Source organism: Vreelandella arcis (genome assembly GCF_900103865.1).
Classification (GTDB): domain Bacteria; phylum Pseudomonadota; class Gammaproteobacteria; order Pseudomonadales; family Halomonadaceae; genus Vreelandella; species Vreelandella arcis.
This window is the reverse complement of the sequence record NZ_FNII01000003.1, coordinates 208,433-232,427: the sequence shown is the minus strand read 5'-3', so window position 1 is coordinate 232,427 and position 23,995 is coordinate 208,433. Positions and strand designations below refer to the sequence as shown.

Sequence of the window (23,995 nt, the reverse complement as noted above, 5' to 3'; positions counted from 1 at the left end):
GCTGCAGCCAATGTTGCCGCTAGTATAACGGAGATTGAACGTTATATTCAGTGTGACCGCAAAGCAAAAAAGCCGTCCCATGGAAGGACGGCTTTTTAAAGCGGGTAGATATCAAGCCACCTACCCAAGCTCAGTACATCAACGAGCCCTTACTGATGGGCGTTAACGTAGTCGATGGCTTCTTGAACCGTGGTGATTTTCTCGGCTTCTTCGTCCGGAATCTCAGTGTCGAATTCTTCTTCCAGCGCCATGACGAGCTCAACTGTGTCAAGCGAGTCAGCACCCAGATCTTCGGTAAAGGAAGAGCTGTTCTGGATATCTTCTTCTTTAACGTTCAGACGCTCAGCTACTACTTTCTTTACGCGCTCTTCAATAGTACTCATCAACGTACTCCAGTCATTCACATTAGCCGTATTGGATTACCAGCTATTTGGGAACCGCAAGCCAAAAGCTGCGGGGTAGTTTATAGACGCCCTTAAGTTGACGCAACCGCCAAACGAAAGGCCATCAACGCATATTCATGCCGCCATTAACGTGTAGCGTCTCACCGGTGATATATCCTGCCGCATCACTGGCTAAAAAACCAACGGCAGCGGCTATTTCTTCCGGTGAGCCTAACCGCGACAACGGAATTTGTTTTAGCAGCATCTCGTGCTGCGCTTCAGGTAGTGCTTCGGTCATGTCGGTGGCAATAAAACCAGGTGCTACCGAATTGACCGTAATAGCCCTCGACGCCACTTCGCGGGCCAGTGCTCGGCTAAAGCCTTCCATGCCAGCCTTGGCCGCCGCATAGTTAGTTTGGCCTAAGTTGCCCATGGTCGCCACTACCGAACTGATCGACACAATACGCCCAAATCGCGCCTTGGTCATCCCTCGCAGACACGCCTTACTGACCCGATAAACAGACTTTAGATTGGTATCCATCACCGAATCCCACTCGTCTTCTTTCATACGCATCAACAAATTGTCACGCGTGATGCCCGCATTGTTGACCAAGATGGTCGGTGCTGCAAACCGCTCAGCGATGGTTTTTAACACACTATCAATGCTCGACTGATCCGTAACATCAAGGCACAAGCCTGCCCCTTCAATGCCTTGAGCCGCAAAATCAGCATCGATTTTTTCAGCACCCGTCTCGGAGGTTGCCGTGCCGACGACGATTCGCCCCTGGCGGCTTAGCTCGTATGCAACCGCTCGGCCAATGCCACGGCTGGCCCCGGTGACCAGGGCAACTCTACGTTCTTCGGTCATAAGGTTCTGCCTTTCGCTATGTTAACAAGCAAGGATAGCGGAAACTCACCACTTATCATGCGTTATCAGCCAACGCTTCGCGGGCTAACTCAAGCGCCGCGTCGAGGCTATCGGGATCGTTGACTGCCAAGCTTTTACTGCCACGTACGATGCGCTTGTTCAAACCAGTGAGGACTTTGCCTGGCCCACACTCAATAAACACATTAGCGCCTTGGGCCGCCATCGCTTCAACACAAGAGGTCCAGCGGACCGGCTGGTAAAGCTGTTCAATCAACCGTGTACGCAACGTTTCGACATCGGCATGCGCTTGGGCATCAACGTTTTGGATGACGGTATAACGCGGAGGACGCAACTCAATATCCTGCATTGCACTCGCCAGGTGATCTGCCGCTGGGCGCATAAGGGCACAATGGGAAGGCACGGAAACCGGCAACGGCATGGCGCGCTTAGCACCCGCTTCCTGACAAGCGACAATGGCGCGTTCAACAGCTGCCTTACCACCGGCAATGACGACTTGCCCCGGCGCATTGTAGTTAACGGCTGACACCACCTCGCCCTGCGCGGCTCTAGCACAAGCGGCCTCTACTTCGGCACCGTCCAACCCTAAAATCGCTGCCATACCGCCTTCACCAGCGGGAACTGCTTGCTGCATTGCTTCGCCGCGCAGGCGAACTAACTTAACGCCCTCGGCAAAGCTAAGCACACCCGCACACACCATGGCACTGTATTCACCCAAGCTGTGCCCCGCCATAACAGTCGGGCGTGGCCCCTCTAGCTCTTGCCATACACGCCAGATCGCTATGCTGGCGGTTAGCAACGCGGGCTGAGTGCATTCGGTAGCGTTTAAAGAGGCTTCTGGACCTTCTTGAACGACTTTCCATAAATCGTAGCGTAACGCATCCGACGCTTCCTCAAAGGTCGTTCCCACGACGCTGTAACGTTCGGCAAGCTCAAGCAACATTCCAAGCTGCTGAGAGCCCTGCCCGGGAAAAATGAGGGCAAGGGGTTGATACATGTCGTTCACCTTTGCTCTTGTAGGCTTTTGCTCAGTTGAGCGATAGACGTGGTTATGGGCATATCTTGCGGCTAGGCATAACCCGCTAACGTGCGGAACAATAACATCATTATTGCACCGTAAATTGAGCGCTACCCATATATAGAGTAACGCTCGGCGAGCCGCTCAGGCAGGTTATGTTCAACCTCCCGCATGGCGCGGCGAATAGCGAAATAAAAACCATCTGCATGGGTTCCACCGTGGCTTTTAACCACAATACCCTGCAGACCTAACAAACTGGCACCGTTGTAGCGCACTGGATCTAACTCTTGTTTTAAGTGCTTTAAAACAGGCTTGGCGATCCAACTCGCCAAGCGCCCTCTCAGGCGCGACGCAAACGCTAGCTGAACGCGCTCGACCAACATGCCGGAAAGGCCTTCACTAGCCTTTAATACAGCGTTACCCGCAAAGCCGTCACACACGATGACATCCAGGTTCCCCTGAAAAATATCGCCGCCTTCGGCATAGCCGTGATAGGCAAATGGAAGGCTAGACGCTGCACGCAATAGACTATCGGCCTCCCGCACACTGGCACTGCCTTTGGTGGACTCTGCGCCAACATTTAGGAGAGCTACGCGCGGCTGCTGGATACCATCCACCTGCTGGGCCATGGCGGCCCCCATCATCGCAAATTCGACAAGCCGACTTGCCGGGGAGTCAACGTTGGCCCCCAGATCCAGCAAATAACAGCGCCGACCAAAGCGAGCCGGAATAGCGGTACTGATGGCCGGCCGTGACATTCCCGACAGCATGCCCAACTCGCGCCGCGCTAAAGCAACCAGAGCAGCCGTATTGCCGACACTCACTCCCGCCTGGGCATTACCTAGGGCCACACAGCGCAGCATCTGCGCCATACTCGTCGATTGCCCATGACGCAATACCCAGCCGGCTGTCGCGTCGGTGGTAACACTTTGCGAAACATCATGGATCGCTAAACGCGACGTTGCCGCAGCCAAAGGCCGCGGCAAACGTAAACGTTCAGCTTCGATCTGCTGACGCGGACCAAACAGAATAAGTTCCAAGCCAGGGAAGTCGGTAACGGCCCTGGCAGCCCCTTCAATTAGCGCGCGGGGGCCTTCATCGCCCCCCATCACATCAATTGCTAGGCGCACAAAGCACCCATTCGTTTAGCCGTATCGATAGGTAATGACGCTTTATGCGTCAACAACCTTACGACCGCGGTAGAAGCCATCCGGGGAAACATGGTGGCGCAGGTGCGTGGTGCCGGTTTCTTTGTCTTGCGACAAAGTGGCGGCGCTCAGCGCATCATGGCTACGACGCATACCGCGCTTAGAACGAGTTTTACGATTCTTTTGAACTGCCATGGGGGTACTCCAGGGTCTGTCGGATTATGGGTGCTTACTTCTTGCCTTTCAGCGTGCTAAGCACCGCGAAAGGATTGGCAGGCGCTGTTTCTTCTGTCCCGCCTTCTTCTGTCTTGCTGACCAGTTGCTCTGCCGAAACATGGCACTCTGATTCGTCGTGATAGACCACTTGAGGCAGACTGAGAATCAGCTCGTCCTCAACGACCGTCAGCAAGTCCAGTTGTTCATTTTCCACCAGCACGGGCTCGTGGCTAGCAGGCAGCTCCGAGGCCAAGGATTCATCAGCGACCATTCCTAACAGAAAGTCACTTGTGACGTCTTGACTGAGCGGCTCCAGACAACGGCGGCAGGGAAGCGCCAACGTTGCTTGCAAGTGGCCACGAATTTCACGCCGCCCTTGGGTATCGACACCGAATTCAAGCACGACTTGGCAGTCGCCCGATTGGTGGCCGGTTTCTTCGGCGAGGCGTGGCAGCTTATCTAGCGCCACCAGGCCTTCGAGTTTTTCGCGGCGGGCTGCAAGCTTGTAAGGCTCAACCCGGCTGGGGATTTGTGAGGTCGACATAGGCGCGCAATGATAGGCACTCGCCATGCTGGTGTCAAAGCCCAGAACACAATTCTTTGCGGTCGTGCGCTGGGATAGGTACTAGGTTTGGGTACACTAGGCGCAAACGCTACCACTTGGCCAATAGCACGATTAAGGAAAACCGCATGCCAAACGCAACATCTGCGCTCGTACTTGCCTCAAGCTCACGCTCACGTCGCCAGCTACTCGACCGCCTACAATTGCCCTATCAGTGCTGCTCGCCCGACATTGACGAAACCCCATTGGCCGGTGAAACGCCGCATCAATTGGTCCACCGGTTGGCATTAAGTAAAGCAGCCGCCGTCGCCGAACGCTTCACTCACCACTGCATCATCGGCTCTGACCAGGTTGCTGTCTTCGAGGGTGACATACTGGGCAAGCCGCATACCATCGAGCGCGCGGAACAAAATCTAAACCGATTTTCCGGCCAGCGGGTCACGTTTCTCACGGGATTAGCATTGCTGGATACGCGCCAGAACTCCCACCGTGTTCACGTTGAGCCTTTCGAGGTTGTGTTCAGGCCGCTAAGCCGCGAAGAGATCAGCGTTTACGTTAACAAAGAACAGCCACTTGATAGCGCGGGGAGCTTTCGCATGGAAGGGCTGGGCATTAGCCTCTTCGAACGACTGGAGGGCCGCGACCCCAACGCGCTCATCGGCTTACCGCTAATCGCGCTCTGCGAGATGCTGCGCCAGGCGGGCCTCGACCCGCTTGGCGCAGCCGTCAATCAAGGGGACTGAAAACTCAGCGGTGATGGCGAGGTATCCACGCCCATCAACTGGACGGCGGTTCGAGTGAAACGTCGAGCTAAACGATCAAACGGATCAAGGCTCGGCGTATAATCCTGCCAATGAGCGCCGTCAACGTAGTGCCGCGCCACATCATCAATACTACCAAGCTGGTCGACCAGCCCTAACGCCTGAGCTTGCTCGCCACTCCATATCAAGCCGGTAAACAGCGAATCGTCATCGCTAAGGCGGTCACCGCGCCCGGCTTTCACGTCACTAACAAACTGCTGGTGAGTACTGTTTAAGACGCCCTGCCAAAACGTTTCAGCGTCGTCATCAAGCGGCTGAAAAGGATCCAGAAACGCCTTATTATCACCTGCTGTTAGCACACGCCGCTCCACGCCAAGTCGGTCGATTGCCTCTTGCAGCCCGAAGCCGGAATAAATCACCCCAATCGAGCCCACCAGACTAACCGGCGAGGCGACTATTTCATCTGCGGCCGCAGCGATGTAATAAGCGCCACTAGCACCGATATCTTCCACAACAGCCACGATGGGTTTATCGCCTGACTCGCGCAGCCGCATAATTTCGGAATAAATTCGCTGCGATTGCACCGGACTGCCACCTGGGCTATTAATGTGGAGCACCACGGCCGTGGCCGCCTCGGCGTCCCAGGCGTTGCGCAGCCCCTCAATAATACGCTCGGCGTTGGCGGGCGCGTCCTCGGCAATCACGCCATTGACCTCCACCCTGCCCAGATGCGGCTGGGTCGTGGGGGTCGCCGACGAGGGCATATAAAACTGATAAATACCCAGCCCCAGCGCCAGAGCCAACAGGCTTAGCATCAACAAGCGGAAAAACAGCTTCCAACGCCGCGAGCGACGCTGCTCCGCCAACACACCGCCAATCCAATGATCCATCATCTCAAGCTGGGCTAATCGCTGGCGCTCACGCAGCGTGTCGGCATCGTCATCAGGTTGCCCCGCTTGCTGGCTGCCTGACTGAGGAGGTATTTCGGGCCCTTGCGTCCAGCGATCCTCAGCGCTTCGCTGTGTCGTCCCAGACGATCCATCTCCTGCCTGATCGCTTCGCGCATCCTCATCTTTCATAACTTATGTCTTCCTCTTAACACGATGGCAACTCAGCTTTGTAGCCACGCAAACAATTCATCGACGCTATGCACAATTTTTTGCGGATCACTAGCGGCTAAACGCTCAGGAGAATGAACGCCGTAACTAACACCAACACGCGGCATCTCCAACGCCCGGGCCATTTCCATATCGTATTCGGTGTCACCCACCATGACCGCTCGTTCAACGGGCACCGCTAACTCATCAAGCAATTCCATCAGCATTTGAGGGTGAGGCTTCGAACGTGTTTCATCGGCGGTTCGGCTGGCGTTAAACCAATCGACGCTACCCGTCTCGCTAAAAATGCGGTCGAGTCCCCGGCGACTTTTACCCGTCGCCACTGCTAACCGCTGCGTTTGGTGAACGCGCAAACGGGCGATATGGTCTTCAACACCGGCGAAAAAGCGCATTGGCGTGGTGTCGACATGGACAAAATGGTATGCGTAGCGCTCGCGCAGACGTTCCGCTTGGACGGGCAATATCCCTGGGCAAAGGGTTTCAATCGCCTCTGGCAAGCCCAAGCCAATAATGTTTTCAACCTCCGCTCGAGTAAGCTCGCCCCATTCCGCCTCAATGGCCGCTGCCTGCATACACGAGACAATCCGCGGCACCGAATCCATCAAAGTGCCGTCCCAATCAAAGATAATCAGCTCATAGCGCATGAGGATTCCTTATCGACGCAGACGAGTAAGCACGTCTTCCAGCGCCTCAGGCAACGGCGCCTTGACCGTTACCGGACGACCATTTGAAGGCTCGGGAAAAGTCAACGACCGGGCATGCAAAAACAGCCTGCCAAGCCCCAACTGCTTGGTCAGCATGCCACTCTCACGGCTGGCATACTTGTCATCACCCAGCAACGCATAACCGGCATGCGTCGCATGAACGCGAATCTGGTGGGTGCGCCCGGTTACCGGCTCGGCTTCGATCAGCGTCGCTTTTTCAAACGTTTCCACGACAGCAAAATGGGTGCGCGAGACCTTGCCGTTGGCATCCACTCTAACTCGCCGCTCGCCGTTGCCCGCGTCAAAACGATCCAAGCGAGCGCTCTCATAGGTTTTGCGCGCCGGCCAGCGCCCCGCAACCAGCGCTAAATAGCGCTTATCCATTCCGTGCTTTTTGAGCGCTTCGTTTAACGTCACAAGCGCCGTGCGCGATTTAGCCAGCAGTAGGCAGCCCGAGGTATCACGATCTAGGCGATGCACCAACTCTAAGAAAGTCAGATCGTCGCGCACCTGGCGCAGCGCCTCAATTAGGCCAATTTTGACGCCACTGCCGCCGTGCACGGCCAGCCCGGAGGGCTTATTGAGCACCATCCAATCCGGCCCTTCCATAATGACACTGCCTATCAACAGATCCCGCAAATTGTCGCTGACTTCTTTAACGGCGTCGCGCGGCGCCAAACGCAATGGCGGAATACGCACCAGATCCCCGGCTTGAAGGCGGTAATCCACTTTGATGCGCTTTTTATTCACCCGCACCTCACCCTTACGTACTATCCGGTAAATCAAAGCGCGGGGTGCACCTTTAAGGCGAGTCATCAAAAAATTGTCGATTCGTTGGCCTGATTGCTCTGGGGCAATGTCCACCCACTGTACTTCACGCCCTTCGGCCATTGCCGCGCACTCCTGATGATAGGCTTAAAACACCATTCTACCGCAGACCCAACCCCAATGCGTCAATTGCTGGTAGTGGGCTTTACTGTTATATTCCAAGTCGCTTACCGGCTGATGCGGATCATTGATACCACCGCGTTGTCATTATGTAATAAGGTATCAATCTTCTCATCGGCCAGCGCCTGCCCGACTAACACGCAGGCCAAAGCATGAGGCGTGGTTTAGTGTACGCATTAGCTACCCTCGCCGTAATAAAATGCAGTAACTCTGCCGCCCGTTTTTTGAAGTCGGCAGATAAGATCATGCCCAACCCTCAACGGTGGGCAATCGCTTAATACGCCACGTCTTAGGCCGCAACGCTGAAACGTCACAACGTGTTGCTCACTTAAGACGACAAAGTTCAACACCGTGCCGATGGTCGGTGTTGGTGAATCGATGAATGCCAGGTGTTGGCGGTGTCAGCAGGGCCGGATGGACGTGACAGCCACCGAAATATGTCCTGCCTCCGCCACGTACTCAACGCCCAATTGGCCGGGTCGGCGATCACGCCTTCCTGGTAAAACGCGTCAGCATCGCTATGCGCCGAGCACAAGCACGCAGCACCCAGCGGTTCGCCACACCACGCCCCAGGTGGTTCGTCGGCACGCATCGCTATGCGAGACATTATGAAAAGAATGCTGATCAATGCGACCCAGCCTGAAGAGCTGCGTGTCGCTTTAGTTGATGGACAACGGTTGTACGACCTGGACATCGAGTCCGGTGCTCGGGAGCAAAAGAAAGCCAATATTTATCGCGGCAAAATTACCCGTGTCGAACCTTCACTGGAAGCCGCCTTTGTCGATTTCGGTGCCGAGCGCCACGGTTTTCTACCGTTAAAAGAAATCTCGCGGGAATATTTTGTTAAAGATGTTTCCGGCCGCCCCAGCATTAAAGAGGTGCTCAAAGAAGGCCAGGAAGTCATTGTCCAGGTAGATAAAGAAGAGCGCGGCAACAAAGGCGCTGCGTTAACCACCTTTATTAGCCTAGCGGGACGCTTCTTGGTGCTGATGCCCAACAATCCCCGGGCCGGCGGCATTTCACGTCGCATTGAAGGGGATGAGCGCAGCCAACTGAAAGACGCCATGGGTCAGCTCACTGTCCCCGACAAAATGGGCCTGATCGTGCGCACCGCCGGCATCGGCAGAAGCCCCGAAGAACTGCAGTGGGATCTGGACTACCTTGTTCAAGTGTGGGAGTCGATCACGACTGAAGCTGGCAAGCGCGCCGCCCCGTTCCTTATTTATCGCGAATCCAACGTGATCATCCGCGCGATGCGCGACTACTTGCGCCAGGACATCGGCGAAGTGCTCATCGACAGCCCGGAAATTCACGCCGAGGCGCTCGCCTTTATTCGTCAAGTGATGCCGTCTTATCAGCAGAAGATCAAGCTTTACGCGGACGAAGTGCCACTGTTCTCGCGCTTTCAGATCGAGTCACAAATCGAAACGGCCTACCAGCGCGAGGTTAAACTGCCATCGGGTGGTTCGATTGTTATCGACCATACCGAAGCGCTGGTCTCGATCGACATTAACTCAGCCCGCGCGACGCGCGGCAGCGATATCGAAGAAACCGCGCTACAGACCAACTCCGAAGCCGCCGACGAAATCGCCCGTCAACTACGCCTGCGCGATATCGGCGGTTTGGTGGTTATCGACTTTATCGACATGGGGCCCGCGCGCAATCAACGCGAAGTGGAAAACCGCATGCGCGATGCGCTGAAGCTAGACCGGGCGCGGGTACAAATTGGCCGTATCTCTCGCTTTGGCCTGATGGAAATGTCCCGCCAGCGCCTGCGCCCCTCACTGGGTGAAACCAGCGGCGTGGTTTGCCCGCGCTGTAACGGACAAGGGACTATTCGCGATGTCCGTTCGCTGTCGCTATCTATCATGCGCCTGATCGAAGAAGAGGCCATGAAGGAACGCAGCGCACAAATTCGCGCTATTCTTCCAGTTCCCGTGGCTACCTACCTGCTCAACGAAAAACGCAGCGTGCTGGCCGATATAGAATCTCGCCAGGGCGTACGCGTCGTGCTGCTTCCCAATCCGGAAATGGATACGCCGCACTACGACGTACAACGCCTGCGTGATGACCATCTGGACGAAGACGACAGCCAAACACTGTCGAGCTTTGAGCTGTCTACCGAAAGCGATATCGGCAAAGAACCCGCTCCCAGCTTTGTGCCGCCCGCCCTGCGGGCCGAAGCGGCGGTGAAAAGCGTCGCCCACAACGCGCCAGCGCCCGCATCGCTTCAGAACGACCCTGCCCCACAAGGTGCAGCGCAGACGAGCAGCGCTGGCGATGCCAGCATGCTGGGCCGCTTCATGCGCGGGTTTGCCAAATTACTGGGCAACGATGAGCAGCGCCCGGCTCCCAGCGAACAGAATCAGGCGCCAGCCGAAGCACCTGCGCCGCGCAAAGCCCCTGAGCGCTCACCTTCCGCTCGTCAGGAATCGCAGCCCAGCCGTGAGCGCAGCGAAAGCACTGCCAAAAGCGAAAGTACTGCCAAAAATGAATCGCAAGGGCCGTCACGCCCCACTAAAGACGAGAGCAGCGATAAGCAAAGCAACGATAAACGTAACGGGCCTAGCCGGACGCGTAATCGCCGCCGCCATCCCCAGCAGGACGATGGCAACAACAGTCCAGACAACAGCAATAAGCCTAACCGCCAAAAAGAAGCGACATCAGCGAGTGGGCCTAAAGAAGCTGGCAGCGATTCGGCAGGCAAAAACGCGCCTCCCAAAGGTCGCCAGTCGAACCGCGATACCAACGCCGCCAAAGAAAAAGAAGCGGATAAAACCAGTGACGACAACTCGCCTGCAGCCAAGCAAGATGACGGCAAGCCAAAGCGCACGCGTAACAATCCGCGTCAGCGCACGCGTAAGCAGGCAATCAACCCGAGTGCAGAAGCCGAGCAGCTGAAACTTCAAGCAGAGGCAGCAGAAACGCCTAGCGAAGCCACGCAGCCAAGCGAAAGCGCCGCGGACAAACCCTCTGACGCCAAGCCGGAGACGGCCCAGTCGACCGAGTCTGCCGCCACTGAGTCCCCTGCGGAAAAGAGCGCTGAACCAGCCGCTGCGCAACCTGAAACGAGCGTAGACGACGCCAACGATGTGCCCGCTACTACCGCAGATCGGCCAACCCCCGAAAATGCCAAGGCGCGCAAATCAACGCATCAACGTCGCCAGCCCAAGAAAGCACCACGGCAGGCTGCCGATGCAGACGCGTCATCTGATGTCGCCAACGCTGATGCCCAAGCCCCGACACCAACGGCCAGCTCAGCGCCAGAAGCGTCGGCTCCAGAACCGGCTAACGCGGCACCGGAACAGCCCGCTGCTGAGGCTCCAGCCGATGCGCCACAAGCGCCTGCTTCAACGTCGATGACGGAAGAGCAAGACGAGAAAGCCTCTCCAGAGGAAGTAGCCGAAGACAGCGCGTCATCGACACCAGCGCCAGACGCAACGCCAGAGCAAACCTCTGACGTTGAACCGGCTGACGCCGTCGAAGCATCTTCTGAGCCGGCCAAAAGCAGCGAGAATGATCAGCCAACCTCGGCAATGCCGCCGGCAGAAAGCGAGCCTAAGGCAAGCGACACGCCTGATAATGCATCACCAGCGGCCCCAGAGAGCGCTTCTGAGAGCACGGCACCAGCCGCCGAGCCCTCGCCGGAAACGCCTGCTCAGCCCGAGGCCACGCCAACCGAGCAGCCTGAAGCGGCTAAAAGTGAAACGGTAGCGGAGGCGCCTGAAAAATCGACTCGCCGCCGGCGTCGTGCGCATAATGATCCGCGTGAATTGCGTAAACAGCAGTCCCAGGACGCTAGCGCCGACTCGCGGTAAACGACCGCTGAAACCAAACGCCCCGCTTTTGCGGGGCGTTTTTTTTATGCGTGTCAACTAGGCCTCAATAACTCAGCCCGTTATCAAACGAGGCTCTGGCGTTAATGTGACTCCAAAACGCGCCGCCACCTTCTCCGACACGGTTCTGGCCAACGCCAACAAGCCTTGACGATTCCCTCCACCAAAGTGCACCAGTACTAACGCCTGGCGCTGGTGAACCGCAAACGCTCCCTGACGAAATCCTTTCAGACCACACTGGTCAATTAACCAACCGGCTGCCAGCTTTGTCCGGCCATCCCCTTGAGGAAAGCATGGCATGTCGGGATATTGTTGACGCAGCTCGTCGGCCACTTGATCGGTTACGAATGGATTTTTAAAAAAACTTCCCGCATTGGCAAGCTCCTCGGGATCCGGCAGTTTTTCACGCCGGATAGCGCAGACGGCATTCGCCACGGCCAACGGGGTGGGCGATTCGGGCAGGCGCGAGGCTAAGTCTCCGTAGCCAAGCTTGGCCATGGGCAAACGCGACAGTCGCAGCACCAACTGGGAAATCACCACGTTTTCAGCAAGCGCGCCTTTAAAGATGCTGTCGCGATAGCCAAACTGACAGGCATCGCGGTTTAGCCATCGAACGTGACCGGAGCTGCGATCCACCACCTGCACGGCCTCTATAACATCGGCAAGCTCAACGCCATAAGCGCCAATATTTTGCACCGGCGCGGCACCGCAGTCACCGGGAATCAACGCAAGGTTTTCGGTGCCCCATAACCCCGCTGCCGCCAGCTCCATCACCAAACGGTGCCAGTTAACGCCCGCACCAACATGCGCGAAGAGCTGATTACCCTCGGCCTTGAGCCACCATTGGGCAAACGCTGGTCTGATCACAATGCCGCTGAGCCTTGCCGGCAACAGCACATTGCTCCCCCCGCCCAGCAAGGTAACCGCCCAACCTAAGCGGTTGGCCTGGGCGAGCACCGATTGCAGCTGGTTAAGCGTGCGCGGGGCTGCGTAGCGCTCGGCGACACACGGCAGCCGCAGTGTGTTGGCATGGCTTAAATCGACTTCCCGTTGCACAGCCAACGCATACCTCTCAGCGACCATGTTGGAGATGCTTCATCAACCCATCGGCGGCCGCCTCAAGCATCCTCAGGACATTCTCAAAGCCTTCGTCGCCGCCGTAATAAGGATCCGGCACTTCACTGTCAGCCGTCTCGGCAAAGTCTAGAAACAACCCGACATGCGCATTGGACTGCTCGGGTTTCATGGCCTGCATGGTGCGTAAGTTGTCGCGATCCATCCCCAGCACATAGTCAAACTCAAAGAAATCCTCGGCGTTGAGCTGGCGAGCCTTCAAGCCGCTGATATCGATACCACGCTGTTTAGCCGCCGCCTGAGCCCGTGGATCGGGTGCACTACCGACATGCCAAGGCCCTACCCCACAAGAATCAACGACCACACGGTCTTCCCAGCCAGCTTGCGCCAACGCACGACGAAACACGCCTTCTGCGGTGGGCGAGCGGCAGATATTCCCCAGGCAAACAAACAACACTTTCACGGCTTACTCCTTCTGCGGCACGGGGGATAACAACGCGCGTACGCGGTCAAGATCCTCGGGCGTATCGATTCCAGCGGGATTAACGTCGCAGGCCAAGGCGACCTGAATGGCATGACCATGTTGCAGTGCACGGAGCTGCTCAAGCTGCTCGAGCTGCTCCAAACTTGAAGCAGGCCAGTCGCTGTAAGCATGCAAAAAACCCACCCGGTAGGCGTAAAGACCGATATGGCGCAGCCATGCATCGGTCGCAAGCAACGCGGGGGGGCTAGCAAAGTGATCACGATCCCAGGGGATCGGCGCCCGTGAAAAATACAGCGCGCGCCCGTTGTTTGAACGCACTACTTTGACGACATTGGGATTAAACAACGAATCAACGTCGGTAATCGGTTCCGCCAGCGTGGCGATTGAGGCTTCGCTATCCTCGGCCAAGCGTTCGGCGACTTGATTGATCAGGGCGGGAGGAATCAAGGGCTCATCTCCCTGCACATTGACCACCAGTGCCGCTTCATCCAATGACAACTGGTCGACCACTTCCGCCAAACGATCGGTGCCGGAAACATGATCCTGGCGTGTCATCACCACTTCGGCCCCATAGAGCTGCATGGCGGCCTGGATACGCGTGTCGTCGGTAGCTATCACCACGCGGCTGGCGTGGCTTTGGCAGGCACGCCGCCAAACATGGGCAATCATCGGCTCGCCGGCAATATCCAGCAGTGGCTTGCCGGGCAAGCGACTTGACCCATAGCGAGCGGGAATGACCACAGTAAACGCCAAGGCCATTACGCCTCTCCTGTCCGGCCTGGTGAAGGAGGCAGTTTTTCATCAACGTCAAGCGGGCGGGCGGATTCGGGCAACATAACCGGAATCCCCTCCTCAATCGGGTAGGCCAGACCATCATAAAGACAGTGTAACTCCTGGGCCTCCCGATCGTATTTCAGTTTGGCTTGACACAGCGGGCAAACCAACATTGCCAGCAATTCCTTATCCATGAGAGTTTCTCCTACCTCAGGTAAGCGCCGACAGTTTGCCTGCCAGCCAGTGCTCAAAATCAGGTGGAAGCGAGGCTTCCACATCGAGGGCCCAACTATCAGGCGGAGCGAACGCCTGGCATTTCACCGCGTCTTTGGCGGTCATCACCAGCGGACGCCCACGCCAGGGCGCTAATAAGCTCTCCGTCAACGGCTGGTGATCCGCCAGCGGGTGCCACTGCCCTTCCACTCCCAAAGACGCCAACGTGGCAAAAAAACGCTGTGGGTTGCCGATGGCGGCCAGGCCATTCACTGGCCCGCTAAACGGCAACGGTGCGAGAGGGAACCGCTTGCCATCGCGCAAACGCCGCCACTGCTGAGGCACCAGGCGCATGGCGACCGTATCGACGGAAAGTGTCTGGGCCTGCTCGCCGTTGACGATAACGGCATCGACGTGCCGTAACCGGCTAGGTGGTTCACGCAAAGGCCCCGCCGGCAAACAGCGGCCATTGCCTAAGCCTCGCGCCCCATCAATCACCACCAGTTCAATATCTCGCGCCAAAGCAAGGTGCTGCAAGCCATCATCGCTAATAATGATGTCGCAACCCGCCTCCACAAGCGCGCGTGCACCTCGGGCACGCTGAGGGTCGACCATCACCGGAAGTCCCGTCTGCTGCGCCAGCATCAACGGTTCATCGCCACTCTCAGCCACCGTCGTGGTGTTTGTCACTGGCAATGGATAGCCTGCGGCATGGCCGCCATAGCCGCGGGTCACAATACCGGGCGACCAGCCCTGCGCAGCCAGCCAATGGCCAAGCCATGCCACCAGCGGCGATTTCCCCGTGCCGCCAAGGGTAATATTGCCTACCACGATCACCGGAACCGGCGCGCGCCAGGCGCGTCGTTTACCCGTTTGAAACTGGGTCGACCGACGCTGCATAAACCATTCGTAGAGCCAACCCAGCGGACGCAGCGGCCATAGCCACCGGCTACCGCCGTAAGCCCCGGCAAGCCAACGGTTGGTGACGCTCACTGAGGCTCCTGAAACTGAAGCTGATGAAGCGCAGCGTAAGCACCGTCTGCCGCCAGCAGGGTGCGATGGCTGCCCTGCTCAATAATGCGCCCTTGATCCATCACGATAATCCGATCGGCGCGTTCAATCGTCGACAGTCGGTGGGCGATGACCAGCGTCGTGCGCCCCTGGCAAACATCTTCCAGTGCTTTCTGGATATAACGCTCCGATTCGGTATCCAGCGCCGATGTTGCCTCGTCCAAAATTAACAAAGGGGCGTCTTTGAAAATGGCCCGGGCAATCGCCAACCGTTGTCGTTGACCACCTGACAGCATGACACCGTTTTCACCCACGATCGTGGCATAACCGTTAGGCAATTGATCAATAAATTCATCGGCGTAGGCCGCCTTTGCCGCCGCTTTAACAGCGTCGAGGTCAGGATTATTCACCCCGTAGGCAATATTATCGGCAACCGAGGCATTGAACAGCGTGACCTGCTGGGAAACCAGCGCAATTTGCTGGCGCAGTGGGCGCAGCGCGTATTCGCTCAACGGCTTTCCATCGATATATATTTGCCCGTCACTAGGTTGGTAAAAGCGCGGCAGCAAACTCACCAGGGTCGACTTGCCGCTGCCCGAACGGCCTACGATGGCCACCATCTCGCCAACGGCTACGTCCAGATTGATGTCGTGCAAAACGTTGGGCTGATCATTGGCATACCGGAAACTCACATTCTCAAGCTTGACCTCGCCCGCCAGCCGATCGGCACGGTACTCGCCGTTATCCTGCTCCGGGGCAATATCCAACAGGCCAAACAGCTCCGACGCTGCCGCGATCCCTTTTTGAATTTCACTATTAATTTCCGTCAACTGGCGAACCGGTTTGATCATTAGCGCAGCAGCGGTAATAAAGGCTACAAACTCACCCGGCGTCATACTGGCCATTAACGCCGGGGCCATCGCAAGCCAAACAAGCATGGCCATCGAGATGGCCACCAAAATCAAAATCACCGGTGAACTAATGGCACGCGTCATGGCTTCTTTCATGCTTTGGCGGCGATTTTCTTCGCTAACACGCTCGAAGCGCTGCCGTTCATACGCCTCAGCCCCGTGGGTGCGGACGACCCGATGTCCCGATAGTGCTTCGGAGGCAACGTGGGTAACGTCGCCCATCGAATGCTGAATGCGCTTGGAAAGCCGTCTAAAGCGCTTGCTCACGTAGCTCACCACGCCGGCGATAATCGGTGTTACACCTAAGAAGAGCAACGTCAGTAGCCAGTTCGTCCAAAGCAAGTAACTTAGCAGGCCAATCACGAACAAGCCTTCGCGAAGCAAAATGGTCACCGCTTTGGTTGCCGCGCCAGCCACCTGCTCAACGTGGTAGGTAACCCGCGATACCAGGTGCCCGCTGGAGTGGTGATCAAAGAAAGCACCGGGTAAATGGAGCATATGGTCAAAGACGTCGCAGCGTAGGGTATGGATTACATAACGCCCCACGTAGGCCATAAAATAGGTGCTCAGGAAGGTCCCTCCCCCTCGGGCGGTAAACATAATAATCACAAACAGCGGCAAAAATAGCCGAAATGAGGCATCGGGGTTTTGGATGCCATCGATTAAGCGTTTCATCATTTCTGCCAGTGCCGTACTTGAGGCGGCATAAATGACAAACCCTAACAGCGCTAGGCTAAAGGCACGCCAATGCGGCTTTACATAAGCTAATAAACGTTTATAGAGGACCCAGCCGGAATCAGTCACACGAGCTCCTAGCAGTAGCGTGCAGTGGGAGAGGAATTCTACCTTATGGCGCCAGTCATCAACACCGCTGTCGCGGCGCATCTCCTCGCAGCGTGTTTATCTCAATTGGCGCATCGGTTGAAAGCCGCAGTTGAATGGCCCCGTCGTGAGCGGTATTCCATAAACAGCTACCCTGCTGGCGAAAACGCCGTACGACCGCATCGTTAGGATGGCCAAACGGATTGTCTCGCCCCGCGCTAAAAATAACATGTTGCGGATCTGCCGCGCGCACAAACTGCAGCCCTGAACTCGAGGCGCTGCCGTGGTGGCCTGCCACTAAGGCGGTGACCGGGGCGTCCAGATCACCCACCAGCCGTCGCTCGACTTGACTGCCTACATCGCCGGTAATCAGCACCCGCTGCTGACCCACTTCAATGTCCAGCACGCAGGATCGATCATTCGCCGAGGCATCAATGTGGTCCGCATTAGGCCACCAAAAACGATAGGTGACGCCATCGCGCTGCCATTCAGTGCCGCGCACGCAGGGCAAACTCTTCACCGGCAACGACTCGGCAGCCGGCGCGCGCCACTCATCAACCAAGTGCTGATCCTGCAGCGCCCTCACACCACCGGCATGATCGGTATCCGCATGGCTAACAATCACCTGATCGAAGTGCTGCCCTGGCGGCCAGAGGGTCTCCAAGGGCATAAACCCCGAGCGATAGCGGGGGCCGGTATCCACCAGGAGTCGATAATGCGCGCTGCGAAGCTTAATCAGTTGCCCCTGGCCCACATCGTAGACGGTAATACGTAATGCCTCATGAGAGAGCCGCTGAGACATGGGCCACAGAGGCACCAGAATAACCAAGATCAGTGCGCCGCGCTTCAACCACCTTGCTGTGCCGGGCAATCCCCAACATAACGCGGTGACGAACAGTCCCAACGCCCACGGCAGATGCAAAGCGCGAGGTGGCTCCCATAGCGGCCAGTGCACCACCGCATATTCCAGTGCGATATAGAAGGCATTCAAGCCCTGCTCAAACAGCCACCAAATCGCCGTCGACGCATAAGGCAAAGGTGCGAGCAACCAACCCAGCAGCGCCAGCGGCACCATCAGCAGACTCATCCAGGGAACCGCGACAAGGTTAATCAATGGTGCAGCAGGCGCGACACGGCCAAACGCGACCAGCACCGCGGCAGCCATTAATGGGGCCAACAACAATTGCGAACGGACTAACGCCCACCCCCATCCGCGCAGGCCCTGGGGGCGGGCGCGCCCCTGCCAAATGACAATCAGCCAGGCCACCGCTATAAACGACAACCACAACCCTGGTCGCCATAGGGCCACAGGGTCGATCATGAGCACCGCCGCTAATGCCAGCCACCAACCTTGCCATGGCCCTGGTGCATGACGACCGCTTAACACCCAAAGCCCCACAAGACCCATGATCATGGCGCGCATCGCTGGCGGTGCCATACCGGCTAACAAGGCATAGCCCACCGCCGCCGCGCCTGAAAACCACCATGGCCAGGCACGCAAGCGCCAATTACCAGGGGTTAACCATCGCGCCGCTTGGCGGGCCAATAACAAAGCAAAGGACACCACCAAGCCGACGTGCAAACCGGATATCACCACCAAGTGAGTCGTGCCACTGGCATTCAGCAGCTCCCAGTCATCCTGGGTAAGCTGGTCACCCAAGCCAAGCGTCAGCGCTGACAGCCAACGCTGTGTGCGTGGTGCTAAGGGTTGAGTCTCAAGGGTTGATAATGCCTGCTGACGTAGCGAAAACGGCGATGGGGTTAGCCGCTGCGGGGCCGGGTCTTGGCGCACATAACCTGTGGCATGAATTCCCTCGCGCCACAGCCAGTGGGCGAAATCGAATGTCCCGGGATTCTGAAACCCATTGGGCGGACGCAATCGCAGCGTCATTTGCCAGCGCTCGCCCGGCTGAGGCAGGTTTTGATCCAGGCCATAAGCACTCACCCGAACCCGCTCAATTTGCTGGCAGCTCGGCCGCTGGTCGGGCGAAACACAGCGCTCTACCGCTAATAACAGGCGCACGCCAGACGTTACACGCTGAGACTCAACCACGCGGGCCTCAACCAGCACATCTTCCCCTGAGAGCCCCGCCGGCAGTTGGGCTGCCCACTGGTACTGAATAGCCACCAAGCCCCAACAGACGATCGCAAGCCAAAGGCAATAGCGCAGCTTGACTGCCGCCAGGCACAGCAGCAACACGCCGAGTATGCTAGTCAACGGCATCGTGTTGCTGCTTGGCCCGAGCCAGCTACCGCCCCCAGCCCCCACCATCAAAGCCAACGCTACTGGCATGGCCAGCCCAACGCGCATACGCCCCTCCCTGGCACGCCCCTTTGTTACCTTGCCGTAGCCTAAACCCTGTCCCTTATGGATAATGGATGCCATTCATGGGCAAGAGTCTCTAACATGCCTCGCCGATTTCTGCAGCGCTACATGCCCAAGCCCGATACGCTCAAGCGTCAACGGTCGCTTCGCTTTATGGCGCCGCTGATCGCCGACCCGAGATTGTGGCAATTGACCCGACGCAACGTCGCCAACGCGTTTAGCGTTGGTTTGTTTTGCGCCATGCTGCCGATTCCTTTCCAAATGGTCGTGGCCGCCCTCGGTGCACGCTTTTGCCGCTGCAATCTTGCCCTAGCTGCCGGGCTTGTGTGGATCACCAACCCATTAACGATGCCGCTAGTCTTCTACGGCAATTATCGGTTGGGCACCTTTTTTTTGGGAACCCCGCTTCGCGAGGCGCCTTCGCGCATCTCGACAAGCTGGATAGCGGAGCAGATGCACGACATTATGCCCGCCTTGGTGCTCGGCTCATTGGTCTCAGCGCTCGTCCTGGCGGTCACAGCGAACGTAGCAGTCCGTCTGATCTGGCGCTGGCATGTTTCTCATCACTGGAAACGCCGCCGCCACAAACGTCGGCGGCGGCGCGCACGCATTGAAGCCGAATTTGACGATTAAGGCTGCGCCACAAGCTTACCTGCATCGAGTTTCATCACACGATCCTGATGGGCGGCGAGGCCGACATCGTGGGTCACGATGACAAATGCACAAGCGCTTTCTTGAGCAAGCTCATCCATTAGCGCCAAGATGGTCGCGGCGGTGGTTTGATCAAGATTACCGGTCGGTTCATCCATCAACACCAGGCTAGGATCGGTGACCAAGGCCCGAGCTATCGCGACCCGCTGACGCTCCCCACCGGATAATTCACCTGGCTTATGATCGGCTCGTGACGCCATTCCCACGCGCTCTAAAATCTGCATGGCACGCTGCTCGGCGGCCTTTTTAGCTTGGCCGCGAATAATCAACGGCAGCGCGGCGTTTTCCACCGCGGTGAACTCCGCCAGCAGATGATGGAATTGATAAACAAAGCCAATGTAGCGGTTGCGAAACTGCCCCAGTGCCGCTTCTTTCAATCCCGACAGCGGTTGGTCTGCGATCACCACCCGGCCATCAGTGGGCCGATCCAAGCCGCCTAACAAATTAAGCAGCGTGGTCTTACCCGACCCTGAACTGCCCACAATGGCGACGCGTTCCCCTGCGCGCACTTCGAGATCTAGCGAATCGAGTACGGTGAGATCCTGCGGCCCTTCGTTGTAAGTGCGGGTCAACGATTGGCATTGGAGCATCACAGGCGCTTGGGTCGATGTCGTCTCAGACATGGTTGCATCCTTATTCATAGCGCAGCACATCCGCAGGTTGAACACGGGCGGCACGCCAGGCTGGGTATAGCGTTGACAAGAACGTCAGCCCAAAGGCGGCGAGCACAATGTCACGCACATCGGTAAAGAGTAAGCGCGACGGTAAATCACTAATGAAATACACCCCAGCGTCCAAGAACTGAATATGCAGCACGCTCTCAACCCAGCCAATTACATCTGCAATTGTCAGGGCCAGCAGCACACCGACCGCCACACCGACGGCAATGCCAATCGTGCCGATGGTTAACCCCTGCACAATAAAAATGCCCATAATTGAGCGTGGAGTGGCCCCGATGGTTCGCAATATCGCGATATCAGCGCGCTTGTCGGTGACCACCATCACCAGCGTGGACACGATATTGAACGCTGCCACCGCAATGATGACCGTTAGCAACAATGCAATCATGCGCTTTTCCATTTGAATCGCTTGGAAAAGATTACCCTGGGAATAGGTCCAGTCGCTGCCACGATAGCCGGGGCCCAGCTCATTCAGGATGGCCTGGGTTTCATTACCGGCTTCAAATAAATCATCCAATTCGAGACGCAGCCCACCTACCGCATCGCCGAGGCGCCCTAGTGTCTGCATGTCTTCAATATTGGCATACGCCAAACTGGCATCCAGTTCGGCCCCAACACTAAAGATGCCGCTGACATTGAAGCGTTTCAGGCGGGGAAAGACCCCAGCGGGGGTAATTGATGCCTCTGGGACAAGCAAGGTAACCCGGTCGCCCACGCCAACCCCCAAGCGCTGGGCCAACATTGACCCGAGCACAATGTTCCATTCACCCGGTACCAGGTCGTCTAACTCGCCACGCTGCATGTTCGCGCCGATTATCGAGACGTTGTCTTCCCAGTCAGGGTGAATGCCGTTGACCATGGCGCCTTCATTACGCCCGCCAACCGAAAACATGCCCTGCTGTTCGACATAGGGCGCAACCCCCTCAACATGCTCCCGCTGCATAAGTTTTTCCGCCAACGACTGCCACTCCACCATGCCCTCACGGGCTTCAATTTTGGCGTGCGGCACCATCCCTAAAATGCGGGTGCGTAACTCGTGATCAAAACCGTTCATTACCGAAAGAACGAGAATCAACACCGCCACCCCCAGCATCAGTCCCAGCATGGAGGTCAATGATATAAACGAAATAAAATGGTTTCGGCGTTTAGCGCGCACGTAGCGCAGCCCCACCAAAAAAGGCAAACGATCAAGCATGGCGTCATTCCTTATAAGTCAGCGCTCATGGTACGGTTTTTTAAGCATTACTGCATGGGTAAACGGGCTTTAGAGATACAACTATCCAGTGCGTTCCCTTTGTGGCGCCAGGACTTGCAACTTGACGCGCCAGCCCCTACATTGCGCCAGCTTGGCACGCTCTGAGTGCGCGCCCTTTAATCTTCGCTATGAGCGACTATACGGTGACTACCTCGACCTATCGTTTACTGCCCGAGTGGCATCCACAAGATGCCATTCAATTGACATGGCCAAGACCGAATGGCGACTGGCAGACCCTTCTAGCGTGTATTGAAGCCACGCTAGAGCGCATCGTCATCGCGACCACGCGGCATGAGCGTGTGATCATCAGCGTGCCCGATAACGCCACGCGCACGCGACTGGAGGCCACCTTCCAGGCTTATGGGGTGCCGGTCAATCAAGTTCTGTTTTATGTTGCCCCCACCGACGATACCTGGGCGCGTGATCACGGGCCCATCACCGTCATCGATGAGAACGGGCAGCTGCAACTGCTGGATTACACCTTTACCGGCTGGGGCGGCAAATTCCCTGCCGAGCGCGACAACCAATTAACCAAGCGGCTTGCCGACGCTGGCGCTTGGAACTGCTCTATCAGTAACCGCAAGCTTGTTCTGGAAGGCGGCGCAATTGAAACGGACGGTAACGGTACACTGCTGACCACCGAAGCCTGTCTCCTCAATCCCAACCGCAACCCCCACATGACACGGCAGGCCATTGAAGCGCAGCTGTACCAGGATATGGGCATTGACCGCGTGCTATGGTTAGCCAATGGACACCTTGCAGGTGACGATACCGACAGCCACATTGACACCCTGGCCCGCTTTTGCGCCCCCGATACCATCGCCTATGTGTGTTGCGACGATCCCATGGATCCTCATTATGCCGCACTGACTGCCATGGAACAGGAGCTGATGGCCTTTCGCCAGCGCGACGGCACCCCCTATCGCCTGATTCCGTTACCGTGGCCTCAGGCATGCTACGCCCCGGACGATGGCCGTCGCCTGCCCGCGACCTACGCTAATTTTTTGATCATTAACGAAGCTGTGCTGGTGCCTACCTACGGCGACCCAGCTGACCTGGTAGCGCTTCAAGCACTGGCCGATGCTTTTCCCGAACATACCCTTATTCCCATTGAGTGCAGTCAGGTCATTCGTCAACACGGCAGCCTGCATTGCTTAACCATGCAGCTACCCCTGGGTACGCTCGCGGCCGCTCACCCAACCGATAAGGAGTCGTCATGCAAAGCACCCTGAGCGTTGGCGTCGTACAACAGGCGGCCTGGCCCGACAAAGCCAAAAGCCTGGCGGCCAGTGAGGAGGGCATTCGCGATGCCGTGCAGCAAGGCGCGCAATTGGTATTGCTTCAGGAACTGCATGCCACGCACTATTTTTGCCAGTATGAAGACCCTGCCCTATTTGATCTGGCCGAACCCTTAGATGGGCCGACGGGGCAACGCCTTGCCGACTTGGCGCGTGAATTAGATATCGTATTGGTAGGTTCACTGTTTGAGCGGCGTGCGCCGGGTCTCTACCACAACACGGCGGTGGTCTACGACGGCGCCAAAGGCCGGGTTGGTCACTACCGCAAAATGCATATTCCCGACGATCCAGGGTTTTACGAGAAATTTTACTTTACCCCTGGCGATTACCACGCCGAGCGCTCGGAAGGCTTTACGCCAATCGACACCTCGCTAGGCCGACTGGGCCTTTTGGTCTGCTGGGATCAGTGGTACCCCGAAGCGGCACGCTTAATGGCGCTTGCCGGTGCCGACGTGCTGCTTTATCCCACCGCCATTGGCTGGGATCCCAACGACGACCCCGCCGAGCAAGCCCGCCAGCAGGACGCATGGACCATTATTCAACGTGCTCACGGCGTGGCCAACGGGTTACCCGTCATCGTGGCCAACCGCGCTGGGTTCGAAGCCGACCCATCTGGTGTGGGCGCTGGCATTGAATTTTGGGGAGGCAGCTTTATTTGCGGCCCGCAGGGGGAGCTACTGGCTAAGGCGGATCAAACACCGCAGCAACTAGTAGTGGAAATCGACATGGCGCGCAGCGAAAACACCCGGCGCATTTGGCCCTATCTACGCGATCGGCGAATTGATGCGTATGGTGAGTTAACCCGGCGCTTCAGAGACTAGACAAAAAACGCCCACCCGGTTGCCGGGTAGGCGTT

Annotated in this window: 23 protein-coding genes; 5 read left to right on the top strand and 18 right to left on the bottom strand. The window is 57.2% G+C overall.

All coding sequences use genetic code 11. The annotated features are described in order from the left end of the window. Nucleotides 1-149: 149 nt before the first annotated feature. From acpP to BLR97_RS04785, 6 genes are all read right to left on the bottom strand, one after another. Nucleotides 150-383 carry an acyl carrier protein gene (acpP, locus tag BLR97_RS04810; protein WP_008956801.1) on the bottom strand — a complete coding sequence of 78 codons (234 nt, stop codon included), beginning with the start codon at nucleotides 381-383 and terminating at the stop codon, nucleotides 150-152. Between the two features lie 124 nt (nucleotides 384-507). Next, the gene (gene fabG / locus BLR97_RS04805; protein WP_089703046.1) at nucleotides 508-1,251 is read right to left on the bottom strand and encodes a 3-oxoacyl-ACP reductase FabG; all 744 of its coding nucleotides are present in this window, start codon (nucleotides 1,249-1,251) and stop codon (nucleotides 508-510) included. A 55-nt stretch (nucleotides 1,252-1,306) separates the two neighbouring features. Continuing rightward, entirely contained in the window at nucleotides 1,307-2,266 is a 960-nt protein-coding gene (gene fabD / locus BLR97_RS04800; RefSeq protein ID WP_089703044.1) for an ACP S-malonyltransferase, read from the bottom strand. Nucleotides 2,267-2,397: 131 nt separating this feature from the next. Next, nucleotides 2,398-3,417, bottom strand: a complete 1,020-nt coding sequence (plsX, locus tag BLR97_RS04795; RefSeq protein WP_089703041.1) for a phosphate acyltransferase PlsX — start codon at nucleotides 3,415-3,417, stop codon at nucleotides 2,398-2,400. Nucleotides 3,418-3,459: 42 nt separating this feature from the next. Then, nucleotides 3,460-3,630: a 50S ribosomal protein L32 gene (gene rpmF, locus BLR97_RS04790; RefSeq protein WP_089703040.1), complete on the bottom strand. Its 171-nt coding sequence runs from the start codon at nucleotides 3,628-3,630 to the stop codon at nucleotides 3,460-3,462. A 34-nt stretch (nucleotides 3,631-3,664) separates the two neighbouring features. Continuing rightward, nucleotides 3,665-4,195 (bottom strand): YceD family protein, encoded by a 531-nt coding sequence (locus BLR97_RS04785; RefSeq protein WP_089703038.1) that lies wholly within the window; start codon nucleotides 4,193-4,195, stop codon nucleotides 3,665-3,667. Nucleotides 4,196-4,341: 146 nt separating this feature from the next. Here BLR97_RS04785 and BLR97_RS04780 point away from each other — a divergent pair, with 146 nt between their 5' ends. After that, a complete protein-coding gene (locus BLR97_RS04780) occupies nucleotides 4,342-4,956 on the top strand; it encodes a Maf family protein (RefSeq protein WP_089703036.1) in 615 nt (204 codons plus the stop codon). Here the strand turns inward: BLR97_RS04780 and sppA are convergent. The 3 genes from sppA to BLR97_RS04765 are packed head-to-tail and all read right to left on the bottom strand — an operon-like array spanning nucleotide 4,944 to nucleotide 7,687. Then, the gene (sppA, locus tag BLR97_RS04775) at nucleotides 4,944-6,053 is read right to left on the bottom strand and encodes a signal peptide peptidase SppA (RefSeq protein ID WP_089703034.1); all 1,110 of its coding nucleotides are present in this window, start codon (nucleotides 6,051-6,053) and stop codon (nucleotides 4,944-4,946) included. The two genes, BLR97_RS04780 and sppA, sit on opposite strands and share 13 nt — an antisense overlap. Before the next feature lie 32 nt (nucleotides 6,054-6,085). Next, entirely contained in the window at nucleotides 6,086-6,736 is a 651-nt protein-coding gene (locus BLR97_RS04770) for an HAD family hydrolase (protein WP_089703032.1), read from the bottom strand. A 9-nt stretch (nucleotides 6,737-6,745) separates the two neighbouring features. Then, nucleotides 6,746-7,687, bottom strand: coding sequence for an RluA family pseudouridine synthase (locus BLR97_RS04765; RefSeq protein ID WP_089703030.1), 942 nt, complete (start codon nucleotides 7,685-7,687; stop codon nucleotides 6,746-6,748). 665 nt (nucleotides 7,688-8,352) lie between these two features. On the opposite strand from BLR97_RS04765, the gene rne reads away from it, so the two are divergent. Further along, nucleotides 8,353-11,562: a ribonuclease E gene (gene rne, locus BLR97_RS04760; RefSeq protein WP_089703028.1), complete on the top strand. Its 3,210-nt coding sequence runs from the start codon at nucleotides 8,353-8,355 to the stop codon at nucleotides 11,560-11,562. 72 nt (nucleotides 11,563-11,634) lie between these two features. On the opposite strand, the gene murB is transcribed toward rne, so the two are convergent. Genes murB through BLR97_RS04725 form a run of 7 tightly spaced genes read right to left on the bottom strand, consistent with a single transcriptional unit; the run spans nucleotide 11,635 to nucleotide 19,180 of the window. Then, nucleotides 11,635-12,663 carry a UDP-N-acetylmuramate dehydrogenase gene (murB, locus tag BLR97_RS04755; RefSeq protein ID WP_089703025.1) on the bottom strand — a complete coding sequence of 343 codons (1,029 nt, stop codon included), beginning with the start codon at nucleotides 12,661-12,663 and terminating at the stop codon, nucleotides 11,635-11,637. Next, complete coding sequence (locus tag BLR97_RS04750) at nucleotides 12,653-13,117, bottom strand: low molecular weight protein-tyrosine-phosphatase (protein ID WP_089703023.1); 465 nt, start codon at nucleotides 13,115-13,117, stop codon at nucleotides 12,653-12,655. Before BLR97_RS04750 ends, murB begins: the two co-directional genes overlap by 11 nt. 3 nt (nucleotides 13,118-13,120) lie before the next feature. Then, nucleotides 13,121-13,897 (bottom strand): 3-deoxy-manno-octulosonate cytidylyltransferase, encoded by a 777-nt coding sequence (kdsB, locus tag BLR97_RS04745; protein WP_089703021.1) that lies wholly within the window; start codon nucleotides 13,895-13,897, stop codon nucleotides 13,121-13,123. Next, nucleotides 13,897-14,106, bottom strand: coding sequence for a Trm112 family protein (locus tag BLR97_RS04740; protein ID WP_089703019.1), 210 nt, complete (start codon nucleotides 14,104-14,106; stop codon nucleotides 13,897-13,899). Before BLR97_RS04740 ends, kdsB begins: the two co-directional genes overlap by 1 nt. A 16-nt stretch (nucleotides 14,107-14,122) precedes the next feature. Further along, nucleotides 14,123-15,118, bottom strand: a complete 996-nt coding sequence (gene lpxK, locus BLR97_RS04735) for a tetraacyldisaccharide 4'-kinase (RefSeq protein ID WP_089703017.1) — start codon at nucleotides 15,116-15,118, stop codon at nucleotides 14,123-14,125. Continuing rightward, nucleotides 15,115-16,851, bottom strand: a complete 1,737-nt coding sequence (gene msbA, locus BLR97_RS04730) for a lipid A export permease/ATP-binding protein MsbA (RefSeq protein ID WP_089703218.1) — start codon at nucleotides 16,849-16,851, stop codon at nucleotides 15,115-15,117. Before msbA ends, lpxK begins: the two co-directional genes overlap by 4 nt. A gap of 58 nt (nucleotides 16,852-16,909) precedes the next feature. Beyond that, on the bottom strand, nucleotides 16,910-19,180 hold the full coding sequence (locus tag BLR97_RS04725; RefSeq protein WP_089703015.1) for a DNA internalization-related competence protein ComEC/Rec2: 2,271 nt from the start codon (nucleotides 19,178-19,180) through the stop codon (nucleotides 16,910-16,912). 96 nt (nucleotides 19,181-19,276) lie between these two features. Here BLR97_RS04725 and BLR97_RS04720 point away from each other — a divergent pair, with 96 nt between their 5' ends. Beyond that, on the top strand, nucleotides 19,277-19,828 hold the full coding sequence (locus tag BLR97_RS04720; protein WP_089703013.1) for a DUF2062 domain-containing protein: 552 nt from the start codon (nucleotides 19,277-19,279) through the stop codon (nucleotides 19,826-19,828). On the opposite strand, the gene BLR97_RS04715 is transcribed toward BLR97_RS04720, so the two are convergent. Then, a complete protein-coding gene (locus BLR97_RS04715) occupies nucleotides 19,825-20,529 on the bottom strand; it encodes an ABC transporter ATP-binding protein (protein WP_089703011.1) in 705 nt (234 codons plus the stop codon). The two genes, BLR97_RS04720 and BLR97_RS04715, sit on opposite strands and share 4 nt — an antisense overlap. 10 nt (nucleotides 20,530-20,539) lie before the next feature. Beyond that, nucleotides 20,540-21,781, bottom strand: coding sequence for a lipoprotein-releasing ABC transporter permease subunit (locus BLR97_RS04710; protein ID WP_089703009.1), 1,242 nt, complete (start codon nucleotides 21,779-21,781; stop codon nucleotides 20,540-20,542). Nucleotides 21,782-21,969: 188 nt separating this feature from the next. On the opposite strand from BLR97_RS04710, the gene BLR97_RS04705 reads away from it, so the two are divergent. Then, nucleotides 21,970-23,073 carry an agmatine deiminase family protein gene (locus BLR97_RS04705; protein ID WP_089703007.1) on the top strand — a complete coding sequence of 368 codons (1,104 nt, stop codon included), beginning with the start codon at nucleotides 21,970-21,972 and terminating at the stop codon, nucleotides 23,071-23,073. After that, nucleotides 23,058-23,960: a carbon-nitrogen hydrolase gene (locus BLR97_RS04700; protein WP_089703005.1), complete on the top strand. Its 903-nt coding sequence runs from the start codon at nucleotides 23,058-23,060 to the stop codon at nucleotides 23,958-23,960. Before BLR97_RS04705 ends, BLR97_RS04700 begins: the two co-directional genes overlap by 16 nt. Nucleotides 23,961-23,995 lie beyond the last annotated feature (35 nt).